Origin of the sequence: Pseudomonas sp. NBRC 111140 (assembly GCF_001320885.1) — a bacterium.
Lineage (GTDB): Bacteria > Pseudomonadota > Gammaproteobacteria > Pseudomonadales > Pseudomonadaceae > Aquipseudomonas > Aquipseudomonas putida_P.
Genome location: NZ_BCBQ01000036.1, coordinates 25,042 through 40,838, shown reverse-complemented (window position 1 = coordinate 40,838; position 15,797 = coordinate 25,042). Strand labels below are relative to the sequence as shown.

The window sequence follows — 15,797 nt, the reverse complement described above, 5'->3', positions numbered from 1 at the left end:
CAGCCCTGGCCTATGCCGGGGCTGTTTCTTTTCGGCGCAAGGTTACTGCCGGAGCCGGTGTTGCATCTGTGGTTTCCGGTGCAAAACTGTCGCTACGCGCCATCCGCCACATCCGTGCATAAAACTCGCTTTCGATCGAGCCGCTGAGCAATTCGCCCGGCTTGAGGAAGGTGTGCAAGTCTGAAAACAACCCGATCTCGCTGGGGCTGATACGCCGTGCCAGGTGCTTGGGCTTGAGCTCCGAAGGGTGCTCCAGGCCCGCGGCAGCCAGCATCTCGGCCAGGGTGTGCAGGGTGTTGCGGTGGAAGCTGGCCACCCGCTCGGCCTTGTCCGGCACTACCAGGGCGCGCTGGCGCAGTGGGTCTTGCGTGGCCACGCCGGTCGGGCACTTGTTGGTATGGCAGCTTTGCGACTGAATGCAGCCAATGGCGAACATGAAGCCGCGTGCCGAGTTGACCCAGTCAGCGCCGATGGCCAACACGCTGGCAATGTCGAAGGCGCTGACGATCTTGCCTGCTGCGCCAATGCGAATGCTCGAGCGCAGGTTCAGGCCAACCAGGGTGTTGTGCACGAACATCAGGCCTTCGCGCATCGGCACGCCCATGTTGTCGCTGAATTCGCGTGGTGCCGCGCCGGTACCGCCTTCCTTGCCATCGACGACGATGAAGTCCGGGGTGATGCCGGTGGCGAGCATGGCCTTGGCAATGCCCATGAACTCCCACGGGTGGCCCAGGCAGAACTTGAAGCCTACAGGTTTGCCGCCCGACAGCTTGCGCAGGCTGGCCACGAACTGCAGCAACTCGACTGGTGTGCGGAAGGCGCTGTGCGCTGCCGGCGAGATGCAGTCCTCACCTGCGCGCACGCCGCGGGTCTGGGCAATTTCAGGGCTGACCTTGTGCCCCGGCAAAATGCCGCCGTGGCCTGGTTTGGCGCCCTGGCTGAGCTTGATTTCAATCATCTTCACTTGTGGCGACTTGGCCTGTTCGGCAAAGCGCTGTGGGTCGAAGCGACCGTCCTCGGTGCGGCAGCCGAAGTAGCCGCTGCCGATTTCCCAGATCAGGTCGCCGCCGTGTTCACGGTGATACGGGCTGATGCTGCCTTCGCCGGTGTCATGGGCAAACCGGCCCATGCGTGCGCCGCGGTTGAGCGCGGCGATGGCGTTGGCACTGAGGGCACCGAAGCTCATGGCCGAAATGTTGAAGATCGAGGCCGAATAGGGCAGGCGGCATTGCGGCCCACCGATGGCAATGCGAAACGATGCCGGGTCTGGCGTAGCCACTGGCAGCATCGAATGGCTGATGAATTCGAAACCGGGCTTGTAGGCATCGTTCAGTGTGCCGAAGGCTTTCTCGGCACTTTCGTTCTTGGCCCGTGCGTAGACCAGCGAGCGCTGCGACCGGGAAAACGGCAGCTTGTCGTCGTCACCCTCGATCAGGTACTGGCGGATTTCCGGGCGTATAGTTTCGATCAGGTAGCGGATGTTGCCGAGGATCGGGTAGTTGCGGCGTACCGCGTGGTGACTTTGTCGCAGGTCGTTCAGGCCGACCAGGCTAAGCAATGCGGTGATCAGCGTTACTGGCCACAGCCAGGCATGTTGGGCGAGCAGCGGTAGGCTGGCGAAGCTGAAGACAAGGCAGAGCGCGAGGCAGGCGTAGCGGCTGGGCAGAGAGTGTTTCATGGGTCCATCGCAGGCAGGATGACCGGGCATAGGATAGGCAAAGGCGGGGCAGGGAAAACCTGGGGAATTGGTAAAAGACTATTACCTGATTGCGTATGCCAGAGCGCTCGCCGTCAGATGGGGAGCAGTATGCTGACCCGCAATCCACCGCCCTCACGGTTCGACAGCATCAGCTCACCGCCATGGCTGGTTGCAATCCGCTGGGCAATGCTCAACCCCAGCCCATACCCTCCCGAGGCCTGGTTACGCGAGCCTTCGCCGCGCACGAACGGGTCGGTAATGGTCGTCAGCAGCGCGGGCGCGATCCCCGGCCCACGGTCGTCGATATGGATGAATACCCCTGTGCTCGCTCGCTCCAGCGTGACCGAAATGTCTTGGGCATAGCGCAACGCATTCACCAACAAATTTTGCAGGCAACGCTGCAACAGCAGGGCATCCACCCGCAAGCTGCCTGCCTGGCCGTGTACTGGCAGTGGTTCCTCGGCGCTGGCCAGGTCCGCACACTGGCGCGCCACCAGCCGGTCCAGGTCCACCTGCTGCAAATTCTGCTGTTCCCCCGCACGCAGGTAATCGAGGACCTGGCCGATCATGTCGTCCATCTGTGTGATGTTCTGCCGCAGGCGTTGGCGGTGTTCGTCGTCGGGCAGGCGCTCCAGGCGCAGGCGCATTCGGGTCAGTGGTGTGCGCAGGTCGTGTGATACGGCAGCCAGGAAGTAGGCTTTGTCGTTGACCATGGCTATCAGCCGCTGCTGCATGGCGTTGAACGCTTGCGCCGCCTGACGCACTTCCTCCGGGCCATCCAGCGCCAAGGGCGGTTGCTCGAGGTTAGCGCCCAGGCCGCGTGCGGCATCGGCCAGGCGACGCAGCGGGCGCAGGCACAGGCGCACGGCAATCAGGCACACCAGCAATACCGCGACAATCCGCAGGGCGTATACCCGCAACAGGTAGTCGCTGATCAGCACCCAAGCCGACTCGCCGCTCCAACCCTGCAGTTCCTGGCCGTCGACGGTCAGCCAGTGACCATCGGCCAACGGCACCGCGAACTGGATATGCGCCTGGGCCGTGCGCAGGCCGAACAAGCTGCGCCAGACGATCGGCTGGCCCAGTTCATCGGTCAGTTGCACCTTCATCAGGCGCACGTCCTGGGCATGCCCCAGCTCGTACTTGAGGGCCTGCTGCAGCAACAGCTCGATGCGCCTGCGCCCGCGGCGCTCGTCATGCTCCGGCGTGGGCAGGCTTTCGGCGCAGCGTAGCTGGTAATGGGCTGGTGGCTGCAGCATGCCGCCGTGGCAGTCGGCCTGGGCAATCAGTGGAGCGCTGCGCGCAGCGACCAGCCGCACAGGCGCCTCGAGCACCTGGGCGAAACGCACATCGAACCAGATGCTGCTCGACATCAACTGAATCACCAGCGTGCCGCTGACCATGATCAGCAGCAACTGACCAAACAAGGTGCGTGGCCACAGCCGGCGAAGCCAGCGCATGTCAGGCATCGGCCTCGTGGCTGGCGATGCTCAGCAGGTAGCCTTCGTTGCGGATGGTTAGGATTTGCGCGGCCCCCGCCGGTGCACGGCGCAGTTGCTGACGCAGGCGGCTGACGCACATGTCAACCGAGCGGTCGTCGGGCAGGTGGTCGCGGCCGAACGCACTGCGCGTCAGCTGGTCGCGGGAGACCACGCGGTTGTTGGCTTCCAGCAGTTCACGCAGTACGCGGTAGTCGGAGCGCGGCAGGGTCAGGGTCTCGCCATCGGGCCGAGTCAGCAGGCGCTTTACGTGTTCCAGGCGAAACCCGGCGAACAGCTGCGCATCCATCACGGCGGGCTCTTCGGCCTGTGCGTCCAGGCGTTGCGGGCGACGCAGCACGGCCTTGATCCGGGCGATCAGCTCGCGTGGCTCGAAGGGCTTGGCCAGGTAGTCGTCGGCACCCACCTCCAGGCCGATGATGCGGTCCAGCGTGCTGCCTTTGGCCGACAGCATGATCACCGCCAGCCCAGGTGTGGCCTGCAGCTGACGGCACAGGCTCAGACCGTCCTCGTCAGGCAGCATCAAGTCGAGCACCACCAGCTCCACTTTTTGCCGGGCCAGCTGCTCGCGCATCTGTTCACCGTCGGCCGCAGCTAACACGGTGTAGCCGGCATCTTTCAGGTAATCGCAAAGAAGTTCGCGGATCTCGTCGTCATCATCGACAACCAGCAGGGTCGTGCTCATGCGGAAAAACACCTGTTCGGTGAGGGCCGGTGGCGCTCATTACGTTCAATTACATCCCCGTACATGTCGGGTCTGGAGCCCGGAGGGCCGGTCCCTAGAATCCTAACAAAAAATCATCTGCAAATACGAAGTCTTCCCAAATGAATCCTATGAGCACCCCGAAAGTCTTCACCCCCAGCAGCCCAAGTGGCAGTCGTCTCAAGCCGCTGGCCTTCTTCGTTGCCGTTGCCATCAGCGGTGGCGCCATGGCTGCCGACGGTAAACCCCTGGAGCTGGATGCCACGCAGATCGAAGACAGCGCGTTACTGCCAGCCGACGATGCCGGCCAGTTGGGCTACACGGTCGAGCGCACTCGCAGCTCCACCGGCCTCGATCTGACGCCGCGACAGACGCCACAATCGGTCACCACCATCACCCGTCAGCAGATGGATGACCGCGACATCCACACCATCGAGCAGGCGCTGCAAACCACGCCGGGGGTAACGGCCAACAAGTCCGAAGTGGGTGGGCGTACCGACTACCGTGCCCGTGGTTACTCGATCAGCAACTGGAAGGTCGATGGCCTGCAGACCCAGGGCGGCTCTGACTTCAGCGGCAGCGGCAATGCGCTGAACATGGACCTGTACGAGCGCATCGACATCGTGCGCGGCGCCAACGGTCTGCTGGGCGGCACCGGCGACCCGTCGGCCACCGTCAACCTGATCCGCAAGGCACCGACCAAGACCTTTGGTGGCAGCGCCTATGCCACCTACGGCAGCTGGGACAAACGCCGCCTGGGCGCCGACCTCAACCTGCCATTGTCCGAAGACGGCCGGCTGCGCTCGCGCTTCGTGATGACCCAGCAAGACGCCAACTCGTTCCGCGACAACCAGTCCGAGCGCTCCCGCGCCGCGCTGGCCAACTTCGAATTCGACCTGGACGAGGCGACTACCCTCGGCGCTGGCTACCAGTACGAGTACAACAAGGTGGTTGGTGGCGGCTGGGGGGCGAACATCCCGCTGTGGTACCGCGACGGCAGCAAGACCGACCTGCCACGTAGCACCAACGTGGTGCCCAGCTGGAGCTTTGGCGAGTACACCACCCGCACTGCGTTCGGCTCGCTGGAGCACCGCTTCGACAACGACTGGACCCTGGACCTGAAAGGCGCCCAGGCCACTACCGAAGCCCTGAACCACCGTGGCCTGGCGAAGGTCAACTCGGCGGGCCGTGGCAGCTACGGCGGCTACTGGGACCAGGATGGCAGCGGCGCCGTGCTCAATGGCCTGCACAGCTCCAGCGACACCACCCAGCAATCGGCGCAAATCGACCTGTCCGGTCCGTTCCAGTTGTTCGGCCGTACCCACCAGGCCATGGTTGGCTACAACGACAGCCGCACGGTGGGCTGGTCGCCGGAATACTCCTGCACCATGGTCGGTGACGGCATGGCCAGCGCGCCTGCTTTGGGCTGCCAGTTCCGCGCCAACAACGGCTTCCCGCTGACCGACTGGCGCAATGGAGTGGATGACGACTACGACATCCTCGCCTCGCGCACCGGCCGCCACAGCAAGACCACCACCCGCCTGCAGGGCATGTACGCCGCCACCCGCCTGAGCGTCACCGACCCGCTGTCGGTGATCGTCGGCGTGCGCACCAGCAACTACTCGTCCGTTACCCGTAGCGTGGCCGGCGTGCGCAGCAGCCAGGAAGAGAACGGCATCGTCACCCCTTACCTGGGTGCGGTGTACGACCTCAACGAGAATTACTCGGTGTATGCCAGCTACACCGACATCTTCACACCGCAAACTTCTGAAACCAGCAGCGGCAGCAAGGTCGAGCCGATTCGCGGGCAAAGCTACGAGACCGGCATCAAAGGTGAGTGGTTCGATGGCCGGTTGAACGCCTCGGCGGCGTACTTCCGCACCAAGCAGGAAAACAAGGCCGTGCTGGATGGCGACCTGACCACCCCGACTGGTGGCAATGCCTACAAGGCCGGTTCCGGGCAGGAAACCGACGGTATCGACCTGGAAGTCGCGGGTGCCCTGAGCCCCAACTGGAACGTGTATGCCGGCTACACCTATCTGCATTTCCGCCGCGTCGACAGCGACGGTCGCAGCGACCCGTCGCACCTGTTCAAGGCCTCGACCACCTACCGCCTGAGCGGCCCGCTCGACCGCCTCACCCTGGGCGCAGGCGTGACCGCGCAAACCAACATTCGCGCCATTTCCAGCCCGGCAGGTCAGCCCACCAATGGCGTGAGCAATGGTGCCACTGACGTGAACTGGTCCGGTTATGCCATCTGGAATGCCATGGCCAAGTACCAGCTGACCGACGACACCAGCGTCAGCGTCAACGCCAACAACCTGTTCGACAAGCACTACTACACCCAGTACGGGTTCTACGCCGGGGCAATCTATGGCGACCCGCGTAACCTTTCGCTGACGGTCAGCACTGCCTTCTGATCAGGCACGGTCAAGTGTAGGAGCGGCCTTGTGTCGCGATGGGCCGCGCAGCGGCCCTTCTTCACCCGGGCTCTGCCTCTTGCCCCCGAACAACCGGCTTCTCCAGCCGGCCCTCCAAGCTCTCCCAATCCTCGCCAAACAGCTCTATCGGATGCATTGTTCGATCTGCACCGTTGCCACAGGCTAGGGCTTTGGCTGGGCAGTAGAGGTCGCAGCCCCAGCAGATACGCTCGGGATGGCTGGGGTTTGTGGGGAATTTCTTGGCCATGGGGTGCTTCCCTCAAGGGCTGCCTGAAAACAGGCTATGCCTCATGGCTGCAGGGAGCTTGATCGAAATCAAACGCTGCAGTAATTGCACGAGCACGCTGAGGGGGAAGGCTGCAGTCTTTTGGCGACTGCAGGGTGTTTGATGTGGGTATTCAAAGAAAAACGGTACAAACAAAAAAGGCCCACCTTTCGGTGAGCCTTTTTGATACTGCGTATGGTGCCGGCACCAGGAATCGAACCCGGGAACTACTGATTACAAGCCGTTTGCTTTGATGATTTTTGAGTGCTCACTGGATTGCACGAAATATCGCTATACCTTGGATTTATGCGCCTTTCAGCCTAATCGTTGTCTTTCTAAGTTTCACCCGATAGCGTACCTTTGCATGAGAAACGGGGATCGAACGGGGAAAATGTGGAGGAAACGGGGAAAAATGGCTAAGCGCACGCGCATGACTGAAATGGAGGCCTACGCGGTCAAAACGAGACAGTCGGAACCGGTGGGCTCCCGTGGAAAGGGCACCCTGCTGCTCGAGCGCAAAGCTTCTGGCGCGATCCAGGCCTATTACCGAGAGCGCACACCCGACAGCGACAAGCGACTGGCTCTGGGAATACTTTCCAAGAAGCCGCGTGTTGGCACAGGTGAACACACCCTGGATAGCATCCGTACCGAGGCAATGCGTATTTCGGCTGAGGCATCAGCTGTGGGCGGCCTAGCCAAATATCTTGATTGCGTTGCCGCTCAGAAGGCTGCGGCCGAAATCGAGCGTGAGAACGCGGAGGCATTGGCGGAGGCGGACAGGCGGGAGCGCATACGCCTGGCCGAAATAGACGCAGCCCGCGGCAGCTTCCATGACCTGTTTCTGGATTACGTTGAGTCACGTCGAGCCAAAGCGACTCCAGGCGTCGTAAAGGAGCTTGAGCGCTTATTCAAGACCAACCTGGAGACGCCGCATCCCGAGATCATGCAAATGAAGGCCCGGGACGTTCGGTCAGAGCATATCCTGAGCATCCTCAATCCGATCTGGGAACGTGGCTCCAAGGTTCAGGCCGACCGAATGCGTTCGTTTCTGGTCGCTGCCTTCAATCATGGCTTAACAGTGGAGAGCGTAGTAGGGCGCGCCAATGCGAAGGTGTACAGCCTGGAAATCAATCCGGCCGCGATGGTGAGGGTCGAGAAGGTTTCGGCCCCTGTCGAGCGAGCGCTGTCGGATGCGGAGCTGAGGCACTTTTGGCAGACGATCGAGAGTACAGAGGGCATCGGTCCTGTGATGGCGCTGCTGTTCAAGTTTGTGATCGCCACTGGCGGGCAACGCATCAAGAACATCATCGAAACCACCTGGGCTGACTATGACCTAGAGGCAGGTACAGTCCTGCTGGTTCATCGGAAAGGCAGGGGTGGGCAGACCATGAGTCGACCGCATCTTGTCCCCCTCTCGGATCGGGCCATTTCCCTCATGCTGCGCGTGCGTGAGATCAGCGGCGACCATCAGTGGCCTTGGACAACCCATGGTAAGCAGCCATTCGTTATCAGTAGCCCGACTCATGCAATAGCTGACTGGATGGATTCCAAGCACGCCGCGGTTGAAGGAGTGCGGGTACCGTCCTTTTCGCCAAGGGACCTGCGCCGTACTTGCACCCAGCTAATGCAAAGGCGGGGCATCGATGATCGGCTGTCGGACCTTTTGCAGGCGCATGGCCAGACGGGAGTGGTATCGAAGCACTACCGGAACAACCCAGAGGCCGCATTGCCAGAGAAGCGCCGGGCTATGGAGCTGTTTGAGCATGGATTGGCAGTTGCCCTAGGAGAAGTTAAGGAGGCTGATGGCAATGTGCTTTCAATTTCGCGCCGGAAAAAGAAGGCAGCGGGGCCTAAGACGTGAAGGGCTTCTCGGCTGGCCCCTCAGTCACCGGGGCCAGTGGCCCAAATTTAGCCGCTAAAAACTGACTACCCTCGCTTTCAACATCATCCTTTCAGCTTTCGGCCTGCCTAGCGCATCGGCAGGCTATGGGATGACAGCCGCCAGGCTATGCGAACCCCATCCAGTTCAGTCCGTCTACAATTTCCCTGTTGGCGCGGCCTGCCGCCATTTTCACTTCCGCAAACCCTGCCGAAAACAGTCAGAAACAATGCATAACAGTGAATAACGGCGAATAAGAGCAAATAAGCAACGTTTAATAATACGCAGCGTTGTAACTTGCCGGCCGGGCTGTTCTGCATGTGGAAAAAGAGCGTGCGCGCCACGAAATCGTAATTCACGGTTTTGTGGCGCGGAGTCGATTTCCTTCTTTCAGTGGAACAAGGAAAACGGTTCTCGTGCCGTCAATGAGACCTGGCCAAGGTGGCGGGTTTTTCTACGCAGTACCTTTTGAGGCCCTCAACAGTCCCTGTTCAGGGCCCAGTAAAAACGGGGGTTTCACGGTTTTTGACGAGCGGTAGGTGGCGAATCGGTAGTGGATGGCGGAAGACCCCAAAAGCCCTCCTGAGCACTCCTGGGCACTCAGCGGTACCCAGTGGTACAAATGAAACGATGGATTTGTCCGGGGATAAACAGTCCTCGGACTTTAGTTATCTAAAGGTACCTGCCAGAAAGGCGAGAAAGTTGTTGCGAATTCGCAAAGTCCGCCGTTAACATCTGCTCATTCCTGGCACGGCAGCTATGTGGTGAAACGCCAAGGCATAAATGTCGGGATGCTGGTCCGTTGAGCAGCAGACAAAGAAAAGCCCCTGGTATTGCAGCACCAGGGGCTGATCGGGAAAGGGCGTTGCAGCGCCCTCTGTGCGTAGCTAAGCCAGCACACAAGCCCCGAGGGGAGAAGCTTTTGAGACGGCTTCAGGGTTTGCTTTTTACGTTTTACCGTAAAAGGTAAACTCGGGCGGACTGTAGTACCAACGGGAATATTGCGCAACACTGGGTCTCCATACAGGTGCCCCATTCCCGGTGATTCACAGGTCGATCCCCTCGGTTTTTCCTCGAATGGAGAAATCGATCATGGCTCAAACTGCCATCAGCAACGCCGATACACCTCGTCTGCCGATCCCCGGCACCCGCGCCACCGCAGCCCAGCTGTGCGCCAAGTACCAAGTTAGCCGCTCCACCTGGTGGCGCTGGTCCAAAACTCCCGGTTTCCCTACCCCTATCCGTTTCGGTCGCTCTGTCCGTTGGGAGCCGGAATCTGTGGAGTCTTTCCTGCGTAGCCAGGAGGCTTAACCCATGATGACAAATCAACTCTGCGTAAGCGCAGGGCGGGGATCGGCTGGCCTGGGAAAAGCGGTTCTATCCCTTCCTGTACCCTTAAAATTTTTGGTGCTCCGTTCCTGGGGCACTCAGCGGCATGAGGTGAACAGCCTTGGTGCTCGCTCTGAAAGCGAGGTGGCCTAAATGACTAAGGCCACGATTCCTGCAGAGAACCGCAACCAGTTTCATGGCGATATGGCCACCATCAAGCCACCGAGCAAGATCGCCCGGGTGTTGGCGTACATGTTGAATGATGGCAGCTTGCAACGCTTCGAGGCTGAGCGTCTGGGCGACCACTGCTTGCACTCGACCATCAGCAGCTTGGCCAACGGCTATGGCCTGAAGTTTCAGCGCCAGCTCGAGCGCGTGCCGAATCACTGGGGCGAACCTTGCACCGTGACCAGGTACACCCTTCCTGCCGACGAACGCCGCCGCGCCAGCACCGTGTTGGAGATGCTGTGCTCGCCTTTGAAGCAGCGCCAGCGGGTGGCCGCATGAAAAAGACGACCATGCCACCGGCAGCGCCTGCCAACGAGAAGCCCCTCATTACCCTGACCCAGTACAACGGTGAGCCACGCGTTGATAGCCGCCTGCTGGCTCAACAGTTGGAGAACAAGCACAAGAACTCCATAGCGCTGATCGACCGCTACATAGCCAAGTTCGAAGAGTTCGGGGTTGTTCCGTTTCAAACGGAGAAACCTCTGGCGGGGACGACCGGGGGGAGGCCGGAACGTTTCGCCCTGTTGAATGAGGATCAAGCGTTCTTCCTGCTGGCGCTGTCGCGCAACAGTGATCGCGTAGTTGGTCTGAAAGCCGACCTCATCATGGCATTCCGCGAAGCGCGGTACGGGTATGCCCGCCAAGTTCTGGAAGCTCGCCAACAGCAGGTCAGCGAATGCGGCCGTCGCTTGGCCCACTGGCGCTACGACAAGCCAGGCGCGTACCAGCACGTCGCTCATCTGCGGGAGCAGTTGAAACTCCCACTCGACCTGGAGGGCGACCACCAATGACGCCCGCCATCCACCCAGTGCTGCCGTTGCCCAGTCCGAAACAGGGGGTTGCATACACTCCCAACGGCAGGTATCGTCCGGCTGCCGTTGCAAATTCAGCGGTCAGGTTTGGCGACCTGAACTTCAAGTTGGCGCACAAGCGCCCCATGACCATTGCTGGCGCTTTTTTTGTGCTTGCAATGCTGCTTTATGGTGGCCGTACGTGGGAGACCTTCGGGTCTGCCGGGTGCCAACTTGCCCGGTTCGCCAACCTGCGTACGGCTGCCACCCATAATCGTTTGGCGACGGTTCGTGGCAGCTCCACATCTCAAGTTGGAGCTACACACATGCAACACGCCCTCAATCCGTCTCGACTTCGTGCCGCCGCGCATCGCGCAATGGCGATCGCTGCCCTTCACGCTGACTCCAGCCTTGCCACGCGCCTCAAACGCTACAACGCCGCTATGGCGAAAGCACGCGCCCTGGAAGCGCAAGGCGGTGCCCAGTGACTCACGTTCAGCAGGCCTCCGAGGCCGTACAGGGCTTCATCCAGTCTCAAGTCGTGGTCACGAATCCTGGTCAACAAGTGTTCCGTCTTCCCCCAGTGGTTGGGGTAAGCCTCGCAGGTGATATCGCCACCTTGGTGAGTGCGGACTTTCCTCGAGCAGCTGTGAGCATCCTAGGTCGTTGCCGTGGCTCTTTGGCCGGCCTGGACGAAGCCTTGCGTGTGTCGGATGAAGTCCGTGCCGCGTTGGAGGAGTGCCGGCAGCAGCCGCATCCAGGCGCTGCTCTGGTGGGGCACTTCCAGGCTGTTGCCAATGTCGGAGGTGCCCAATGAACCGCTTTCCAAGCGTTGCGACCCTTGAAGGCGAGGTGCTGTCTGAGGCAGTGCTCGACGCCCGCGCCATGTGCTCGATGAACTTTGCCAGGGATGAATTCAACAAGCTTTACGAGCTGCTCTACCCCATGTGTTCAAGCCATACCGAAGGGCCGATGTGCGACATTGCACGGCACTTGGAGCAGGTTCGAATTTTCAGCCGTAATTTCTGCTGGGCTCATCGCCACCTGGGAGCCTCGTTCGGCGTTGTAGGCGAGCGGGCCGGAATGGATGACGAGGTGATCGTATGAGCCCCCTCATCCATATGCCTGACGACTCCCAAGACGATCTGCGTGATGTACAAGGCGTGCTGGTGCTGCTGAGCATGGCCCTGGCGGTGATCGCCGCACCGACCACGCCCCTCATCGTCGCCCGCGTCACCGCCGTGATGGCGCAGCACACCGCCATGGCCTGGGCAGAAATGCTGGCCGGCGTGATCGCTGAGCAAGGGGGTGACGTGTGAGCACCATGATTAAAGCGTCCATTGCTTGTCGCGACGACCTCACTTTCACAAGCCGCGACGATTGCGGGCGGATGGTCAATTGGCCGCGCAATAACCCTGGTGTGGCCGCTGACTGGGAAAAGGGCATCGCCTTTTTCGATGGTGAGATTGTCGAGCTGTCGGCCAATGATGAAACCGCAGCGTATGAGGCTATCAGGTTTGCCATCGCTGACATGGGCGGTCGTACCACCAGCCTAGAGCTGGGCTTTGCAGACGCCGTGGCCAAGGCCGCCGCCCTGGGCCTGCGAGCAATGCGTAACGGCGCCGAACGCTTCACGCCTATCGACTTCGACGGGGAGTAACCCATGCAAAATCAAAACAGTGCGCAAGCGCTGACGGGATCGGCTTGCCCGAAGAAAGCCACCGAGCTGTTTTACGTGAGCCACCCTAAGGCCGAACGCGCCTTGCTGGGGCCGTTTCTGAGCCAGGCCGATGCCGAGTGTGGCCGCGTAGTTTTGCGTAGTGCTGAGGCCGTAGTGACGGCCTGCCTCGTCGAGTCGCTGGACGAGCTGACCTACTGGCACGCGGTCAAAAACGACCAGGTCTGCCGGGCATTCGCTGGCGCCGTGGAGGTGGGCCGTGAGTAAGGTCACGCCCATTCGCCGCAAGGGCGCCGGTCGCCCGCCCACTGCTGGCGTCCATATCGACAGCGCCAGCTATGCGCTGCTGGTGGAAACCCTGGTTGGCTTCCTGGAACTGCGCATTGCCGAGGGTGACGCTGGTCGTCACTGCCCTGAGCTGGAGCGCCTGACCAACCAACTGGAGCGGCTGGCCAAGCGCTTCACGCCACCGCAGGGGGCCGCATGACCGACGCGACGATCCTTTTCCGTGACGTGCTCCAGTCGGCCTACGGGCCGCTCGACTGGCTCCCCCTGGACGATGGCGAAATTCACCGCTTCCATGTTCCCGGCGACAAGCCCACCACGCTCAACGGCTGGTACTGCCTGTTTGCCGATGGCATTGCCTCGGGCGCGTTCGGGAGCTGGAAGACGGGCGGCACCAGCACCTGGTGTAGCCGTGAGCCGGTGGACGCCCGCGAAGCCGAGCAGGTGCGCCAGCGCATCGAGCAGGCCCGGCGCCAGCGGGAGGCCGAACGGCAACGGCGCCAGCTCAAGGCGGCAACCCTAGCTCAACACTGGTGGCGTGATGCTCGCCGCGCTGATCCGGCCCACCCGTACCTGGTCGCCAAGGGCATTCGTGGCCACGGCCTGCGCCAGCGTGGTGACGACCTGCTGATCCCGCTGTACGCCGGCGGCGTATTGGTGAACCTGCAACGGATCGCCCCGGACGGCGACAAGCGCTTCCTATATGGCGGGCGCATCAAGGGCGCCTATTCGCCCCTGGGACGCATCACGCCAGGCAGGCCGTTGTGTATCTGCGAAGGCTGGGCCACGGGCGCCACGCTTCACGAGAGCGGCTACACGGTCGCCTGCGCGATGAACGCCGGGAACCTGAAACCGGTGGCGCTGGCGCTACGTGCCGACCACCCCGGCACCGAAATCATCATCGCCGGCGACGATGACCGCGAAACCGAGGCCGAGGGCAAGGGTAATCCGGGGCGCACCGCCGCCCATGACGCCGCAGCCGCATGTGGTGGTCTGGTGACCTTCCCCGAGTGGCCGGCCGATGCGCCGCTGACCCTTTCCGATTTCAACGACCTCGCCGCCTGGAGTTGCCGCCATGCGCCCGCCTGAAACCAACGTCATCAACCTGCGCCCCGAAGCACCCAAGGTCGAGCCTGACCGCCCGTGCTGGGGTGTGTATGAGCACTGGGTGACGAATGAGAAAGGCCGCAGGCTCAAGCCCGGTGTGTACTGGCACGGCTTCAAGCGCAGTGCCGGCGACGACGACAGCGACGACGACAAGGCCGACCGCTCGATCACTGACGAGTGGATTGCCACGCCGGTGACCGTCGCTGCCCGCACCACCAACAGCGATGACGGCAGTGAAGGCCGATATCTGCGGCTGCTCACCGACAGCGGCCCCAAGGACTGGATCATTCCCATGGAGGTGTTCGGCGGGAGTGGCGAGGACGCCAGGCGGACGCTGTTCGGCATGGGCGTCATTATCGCCCTGAAGAAGCGCGGCCAGTTCATGGAGTATCTGCTGGACCAGCGCCCTGCAGAGGTGTTCGCCACCACCTGCCGCCCCGGCTGGCATGAGTCGGGCGCCTTTGTACTGCCTGGGCGGACTATCGGCAGCGACAAGGTGCGCTATCAGGCCAGCGCCAAGGGGCAGAACCTGTTCAGCGTGCGCGGCAGCCTAGATGGCTGGAAGGCCGAAGTAGCGGCCAAGTGCGAGGGCAACCCGGTGCTCACCCTGGCCATCGGCTGCGCCCTCGCTGGCCCGCTGCTGAGCTTGGTGGGCGTACTGGGTGGCGGTGTTCACCTGGTGGGCGACAGCTCCAGCGGCAAGTCGCTGGCGCAACTGATCGGTTCGTCGGTATGGGGCGACCCGGGCATCTTCGCTGCGTCCTGGGACATGACCAAGGGAGGCCTGGAGATCGAGGCGTCCAGCCGCAACGACACCATGCTGCCCTTGGACGAGATCAAGAGGGCCGACCCCAAGCGCGTACAGGAAATGGCCTATTCGCTCGCCAACGGTCAGGGCAAAGGCACCATGACCCGTGACCGGGAGGCCCGCGGGAAACTGAGCTGGCGCCTGCTGGCGCTTTCCAGCGGAGAGCGCTCCCTGTCCGAGCACGCGGCCATCAGCGGTAACGCCGCCCACGCTGGCGCTGAGCTGCGCATGGTGGATGTGAACGCCGGTACCCGCACGCACCGAGCCTTCGATGAATTGCACGGCCTGGAGGGCGCCGACTTCCATCGCCAGCTCACGGTAGCCGTAGGAGCGAACCATGGCCATATCGGGCCAGCCTTCGTGGAGAAGCTGCTGGCCAGCGATGACCGCCCCGGCCTGCTGGAGGACTTCGCCGGTATCCGCGCCCAGTTCGTCGAGGATAACGCCCAGGCCGGGCGGGTGGCGGACCGCTTCGCTGTGATCGCCTTGGCAGGGGAAATGGCCATTGCCTACGGCCTGCTGCCCTGGACGCCGGGCGCCGCTCTGGCCGACTGCCAGTTGCTGTACGGCGAGTGGCTGAGCCGGGTGGGCGGTGGCAATGCCGAAGACCGCCAGATCCTGGCCGGCATCCTCGACTTTATCGACAAGCACGGCAGCAGCCGTTTTTCGGACGTAGAAGACCAGATGCCAGACACCAAGGTGTTCAACCGCGCCGGGTACTGGGAGGTGGTTGGCACCAAGCGGCTGTATCTGTTCAACAAGTCCGCGCTGACCGAAGCCGCCCATGGGCACGGGCTGGCGCGTGTCGTGAAGGCGCTGGATGGCGCTGGCGCTCTCGCCAAGCACGATACCGACCGAGACAGCCGCAGGACTAAAAAGTACCGCCTGCCTGCTGGTGGGTCTGCCCGCCTGTATGTGATCGACCCCGACGCCATGGACGGTGAAGGCGGTGGCCTATGACCGCCATCACCACCGAACGCCAATGCCCGAATCCACAGGAACCTAAAAACGTGGGGAACAGGGGGAACGGGGGAACAGCCAGCAAATACGCGGCCTGTAGCCGTTCCCCCTTATTGAAGTGTTGG

At 62.0% G+C, this 15,797-nt stretch carries 18 protein-coding genes; 14 read left to right on the top strand and 4 right to left on the bottom strand.

Going from position 1 to position 15,797, the window contains the following annotated elements; genetic code table 11:
- Nucleotides 1–10 precede the first annotated feature (10 nt).
- From APH42_RS14025 to APH42_RS14015, 3 genes are all read right to left on the bottom strand, one after another.
- Nucleotides 11–1,678, bottom strand: a complete 1,668-nt coding sequence (locus APH42_RS14025; protein ID WP_060493552.1) for an FMN-binding glutamate synthase family protein — start codon at nucleotides 1,676–1,678, stop codon at nucleotides 11–13.
- A gap of 113 nt (nucleotides 1,679–1,791) precedes the next feature.
- On the bottom strand, nucleotides 1,792–3,159 hold the full coding sequence (locus tag APH42_RS14020) for an ATP-binding protein (protein WP_060493559.1): 1,368 nt from the start codon (nucleotides 3,157–3,159) through the stop codon (nucleotides 1,792–1,794).
- Between the two features lies 1 nt (nucleotide 3,160).
- Nucleotides 3,161–3,883 carry a response regulator gene (locus tag APH42_RS14015; RefSeq protein ID WP_060493551.1) on the bottom strand — a complete coding sequence of 241 codons (723 nt, stop codon included), beginning with the start codon at nucleotides 3,881–3,883 and terminating at the stop codon, nucleotides 3,161–3,163.
- Between the two features lie 140 nt (nucleotides 3,884–4,023).
- On the opposite strand from APH42_RS14015, the gene APH42_RS14010 reads away from it, so the two are divergent.
- A complete protein-coding gene (locus APH42_RS14010; protein WP_060493550.1) occupies nucleotides 4,024–6,321 on the top strand; it encodes a TonB-dependent siderophore receptor in 2,298 nt (765 codons plus the stop codon).
- Between the two features lie 61 nt (nucleotides 6,322–6,382).
- On the opposite strand, the gene APH42_RS14005 is transcribed toward APH42_RS14010, so the two are convergent.
- On the bottom strand, nucleotides 6,383–6,589 hold the full coding sequence (locus APH42_RS14005; protein ID WP_012270079.1) for a DUF3079 domain-containing protein: 207 nt from the start codon (nucleotides 6,587–6,589) through the stop codon (nucleotides 6,383–6,385).
- Nucleotides 6,590–7,019: 430 nt separating this feature from the next.
- On the opposite strand from APH42_RS14005, the gene APH42_RS14000 reads away from it, so the two are divergent.
- The 13 genes from APH42_RS14000 to APH42_RS13945 all read left to right on the top strand — a co-directional run bounded on the left by APH42_RS14000 (nucleotide 7,020) and on the right by APH42_RS13945 (nucleotide 15,672).
- Nucleotides 7,020–8,468, top strand: a complete 1,449-nt coding sequence (locus APH42_RS14000; RefSeq protein ID WP_060493549.1) for a tyrosine-type recombinase/integrase — start codon at nucleotides 7,020–7,022, stop codon at nucleotides 8,466–8,468.
- 1,110 nt (nucleotides 8,469–9,578) lie between these two features.
- A complete protein-coding gene (locus tag APH42_RS29210) occupies nucleotides 9,579–9,797 on the top strand; it encodes an AlpA family transcriptional regulator (protein WP_082421397.1) in 219 nt (72 codons plus the stop codon).
- A 171-nt stretch (nucleotides 9,798–9,968) separates the two neighbouring features.
- Nucleotides 9,969–10,322 carry a hypothetical protein gene (locus tag APH42_RS13995; protein ID WP_060493548.1) on the top strand — a complete coding sequence of 118 codons (354 nt, stop codon included), beginning with the start codon at nucleotides 9,969–9,971 and terminating at the stop codon, nucleotides 10,320–10,322.
- Complete coding sequence (locus APH42_RS13990) at nucleotides 10,319–10,834, top strand: Rha family transcriptional regulator (protein ID WP_256217827.1); 516 nt, start codon at nucleotides 10,319–10,321, stop codon at nucleotides 10,832–10,834. Before APH42_RS13995 ends, APH42_RS13990 begins: the two co-directional genes overlap by 4 nt.
- A complete protein-coding gene (locus APH42_RS13985; protein ID WP_060493546.1) occupies nucleotides 10,831–11,322 on the top strand; it encodes a hypothetical protein in 492 nt (163 codons plus the stop codon). Before APH42_RS13990 ends, APH42_RS13985 begins: the two co-directional genes overlap by 4 nt.
- Before the next feature lie 161 nt (nucleotides 11,323–11,483).
- Nucleotides 11,484–11,651, top strand: a complete 168-nt coding sequence (locus APH42_RS29860) for a hypothetical protein (RefSeq protein WP_156352762.1) — start codon at nucleotides 11,484–11,486, stop codon at nucleotides 11,649–11,651.
- Nucleotides 11,648–11,941: a hypothetical protein gene (locus tag APH42_RS13975; RefSeq protein ID WP_060493544.1), complete on the top strand. Its 294-nt coding sequence runs from the start codon at nucleotides 11,648–11,650 to the stop codon at nucleotides 11,939–11,941. Before APH42_RS29860 ends, APH42_RS13975 begins: the two co-directional genes overlap by 4 nt.
- On the top strand, nucleotides 11,938–12,153 hold the full coding sequence (locus tag APH42_RS13970) for a hypothetical protein (protein ID WP_060493543.1): 216 nt from the start codon (nucleotides 11,938–11,940) through the stop codon (nucleotides 12,151–12,153). Before APH42_RS13975 ends, APH42_RS13970 begins: the two co-directional genes overlap by 4 nt.
- Nucleotides 12,150–12,494: a hypothetical protein gene (locus APH42_RS13965; RefSeq protein WP_156352759.1), complete on the top strand. Its 345-nt coding sequence runs from the start codon at nucleotides 12,150–12,152 to the stop codon at nucleotides 12,492–12,494. Before APH42_RS13970 ends, APH42_RS13965 begins: the two co-directional genes overlap by 4 nt.
- A gap of 3 nt (nucleotides 12,495–12,497) precedes the next feature.
- Entirely contained in the window at nucleotides 12,498–12,779 is a 282-nt protein-coding gene (locus tag APH42_RS13960) for a hypothetical protein (protein ID WP_060493541.1), read from the top strand.
- Complete coding sequence (locus APH42_RS13955; RefSeq protein WP_060493540.1) at nucleotides 12,772–12,999, top strand: hypothetical protein; 228 nt, start codon at nucleotides 12,772–12,774, stop codon at nucleotides 12,997–12,999. Before APH42_RS13960 ends, APH42_RS13955 begins: the two co-directional genes overlap by 8 nt.
- The gene (locus tag APH42_RS13950) at nucleotides 12,996–13,886 is read left to right on the top strand and encodes a toprim domain-containing protein (RefSeq protein ID WP_060493539.1); all 891 of its coding nucleotides are present in this window, start codon (nucleotides 12,996–12,998) and stop codon (nucleotides 13,884–13,886) included. Before APH42_RS13955 ends, APH42_RS13950 begins: the two co-directional genes overlap by 4 nt.
- Entirely contained in the window at nucleotides 13,873–15,672 is a 1,800-nt protein-coding gene (locus APH42_RS13945) for a DUF927 domain-containing protein (protein WP_060493538.1), read from the top strand. The genes APH42_RS13950 and APH42_RS13945 overlap by 14 nt, the downstream gene beginning before the upstream one ends.
- Nucleotides 15,673–15,797 lie beyond the last annotated feature (125 nt).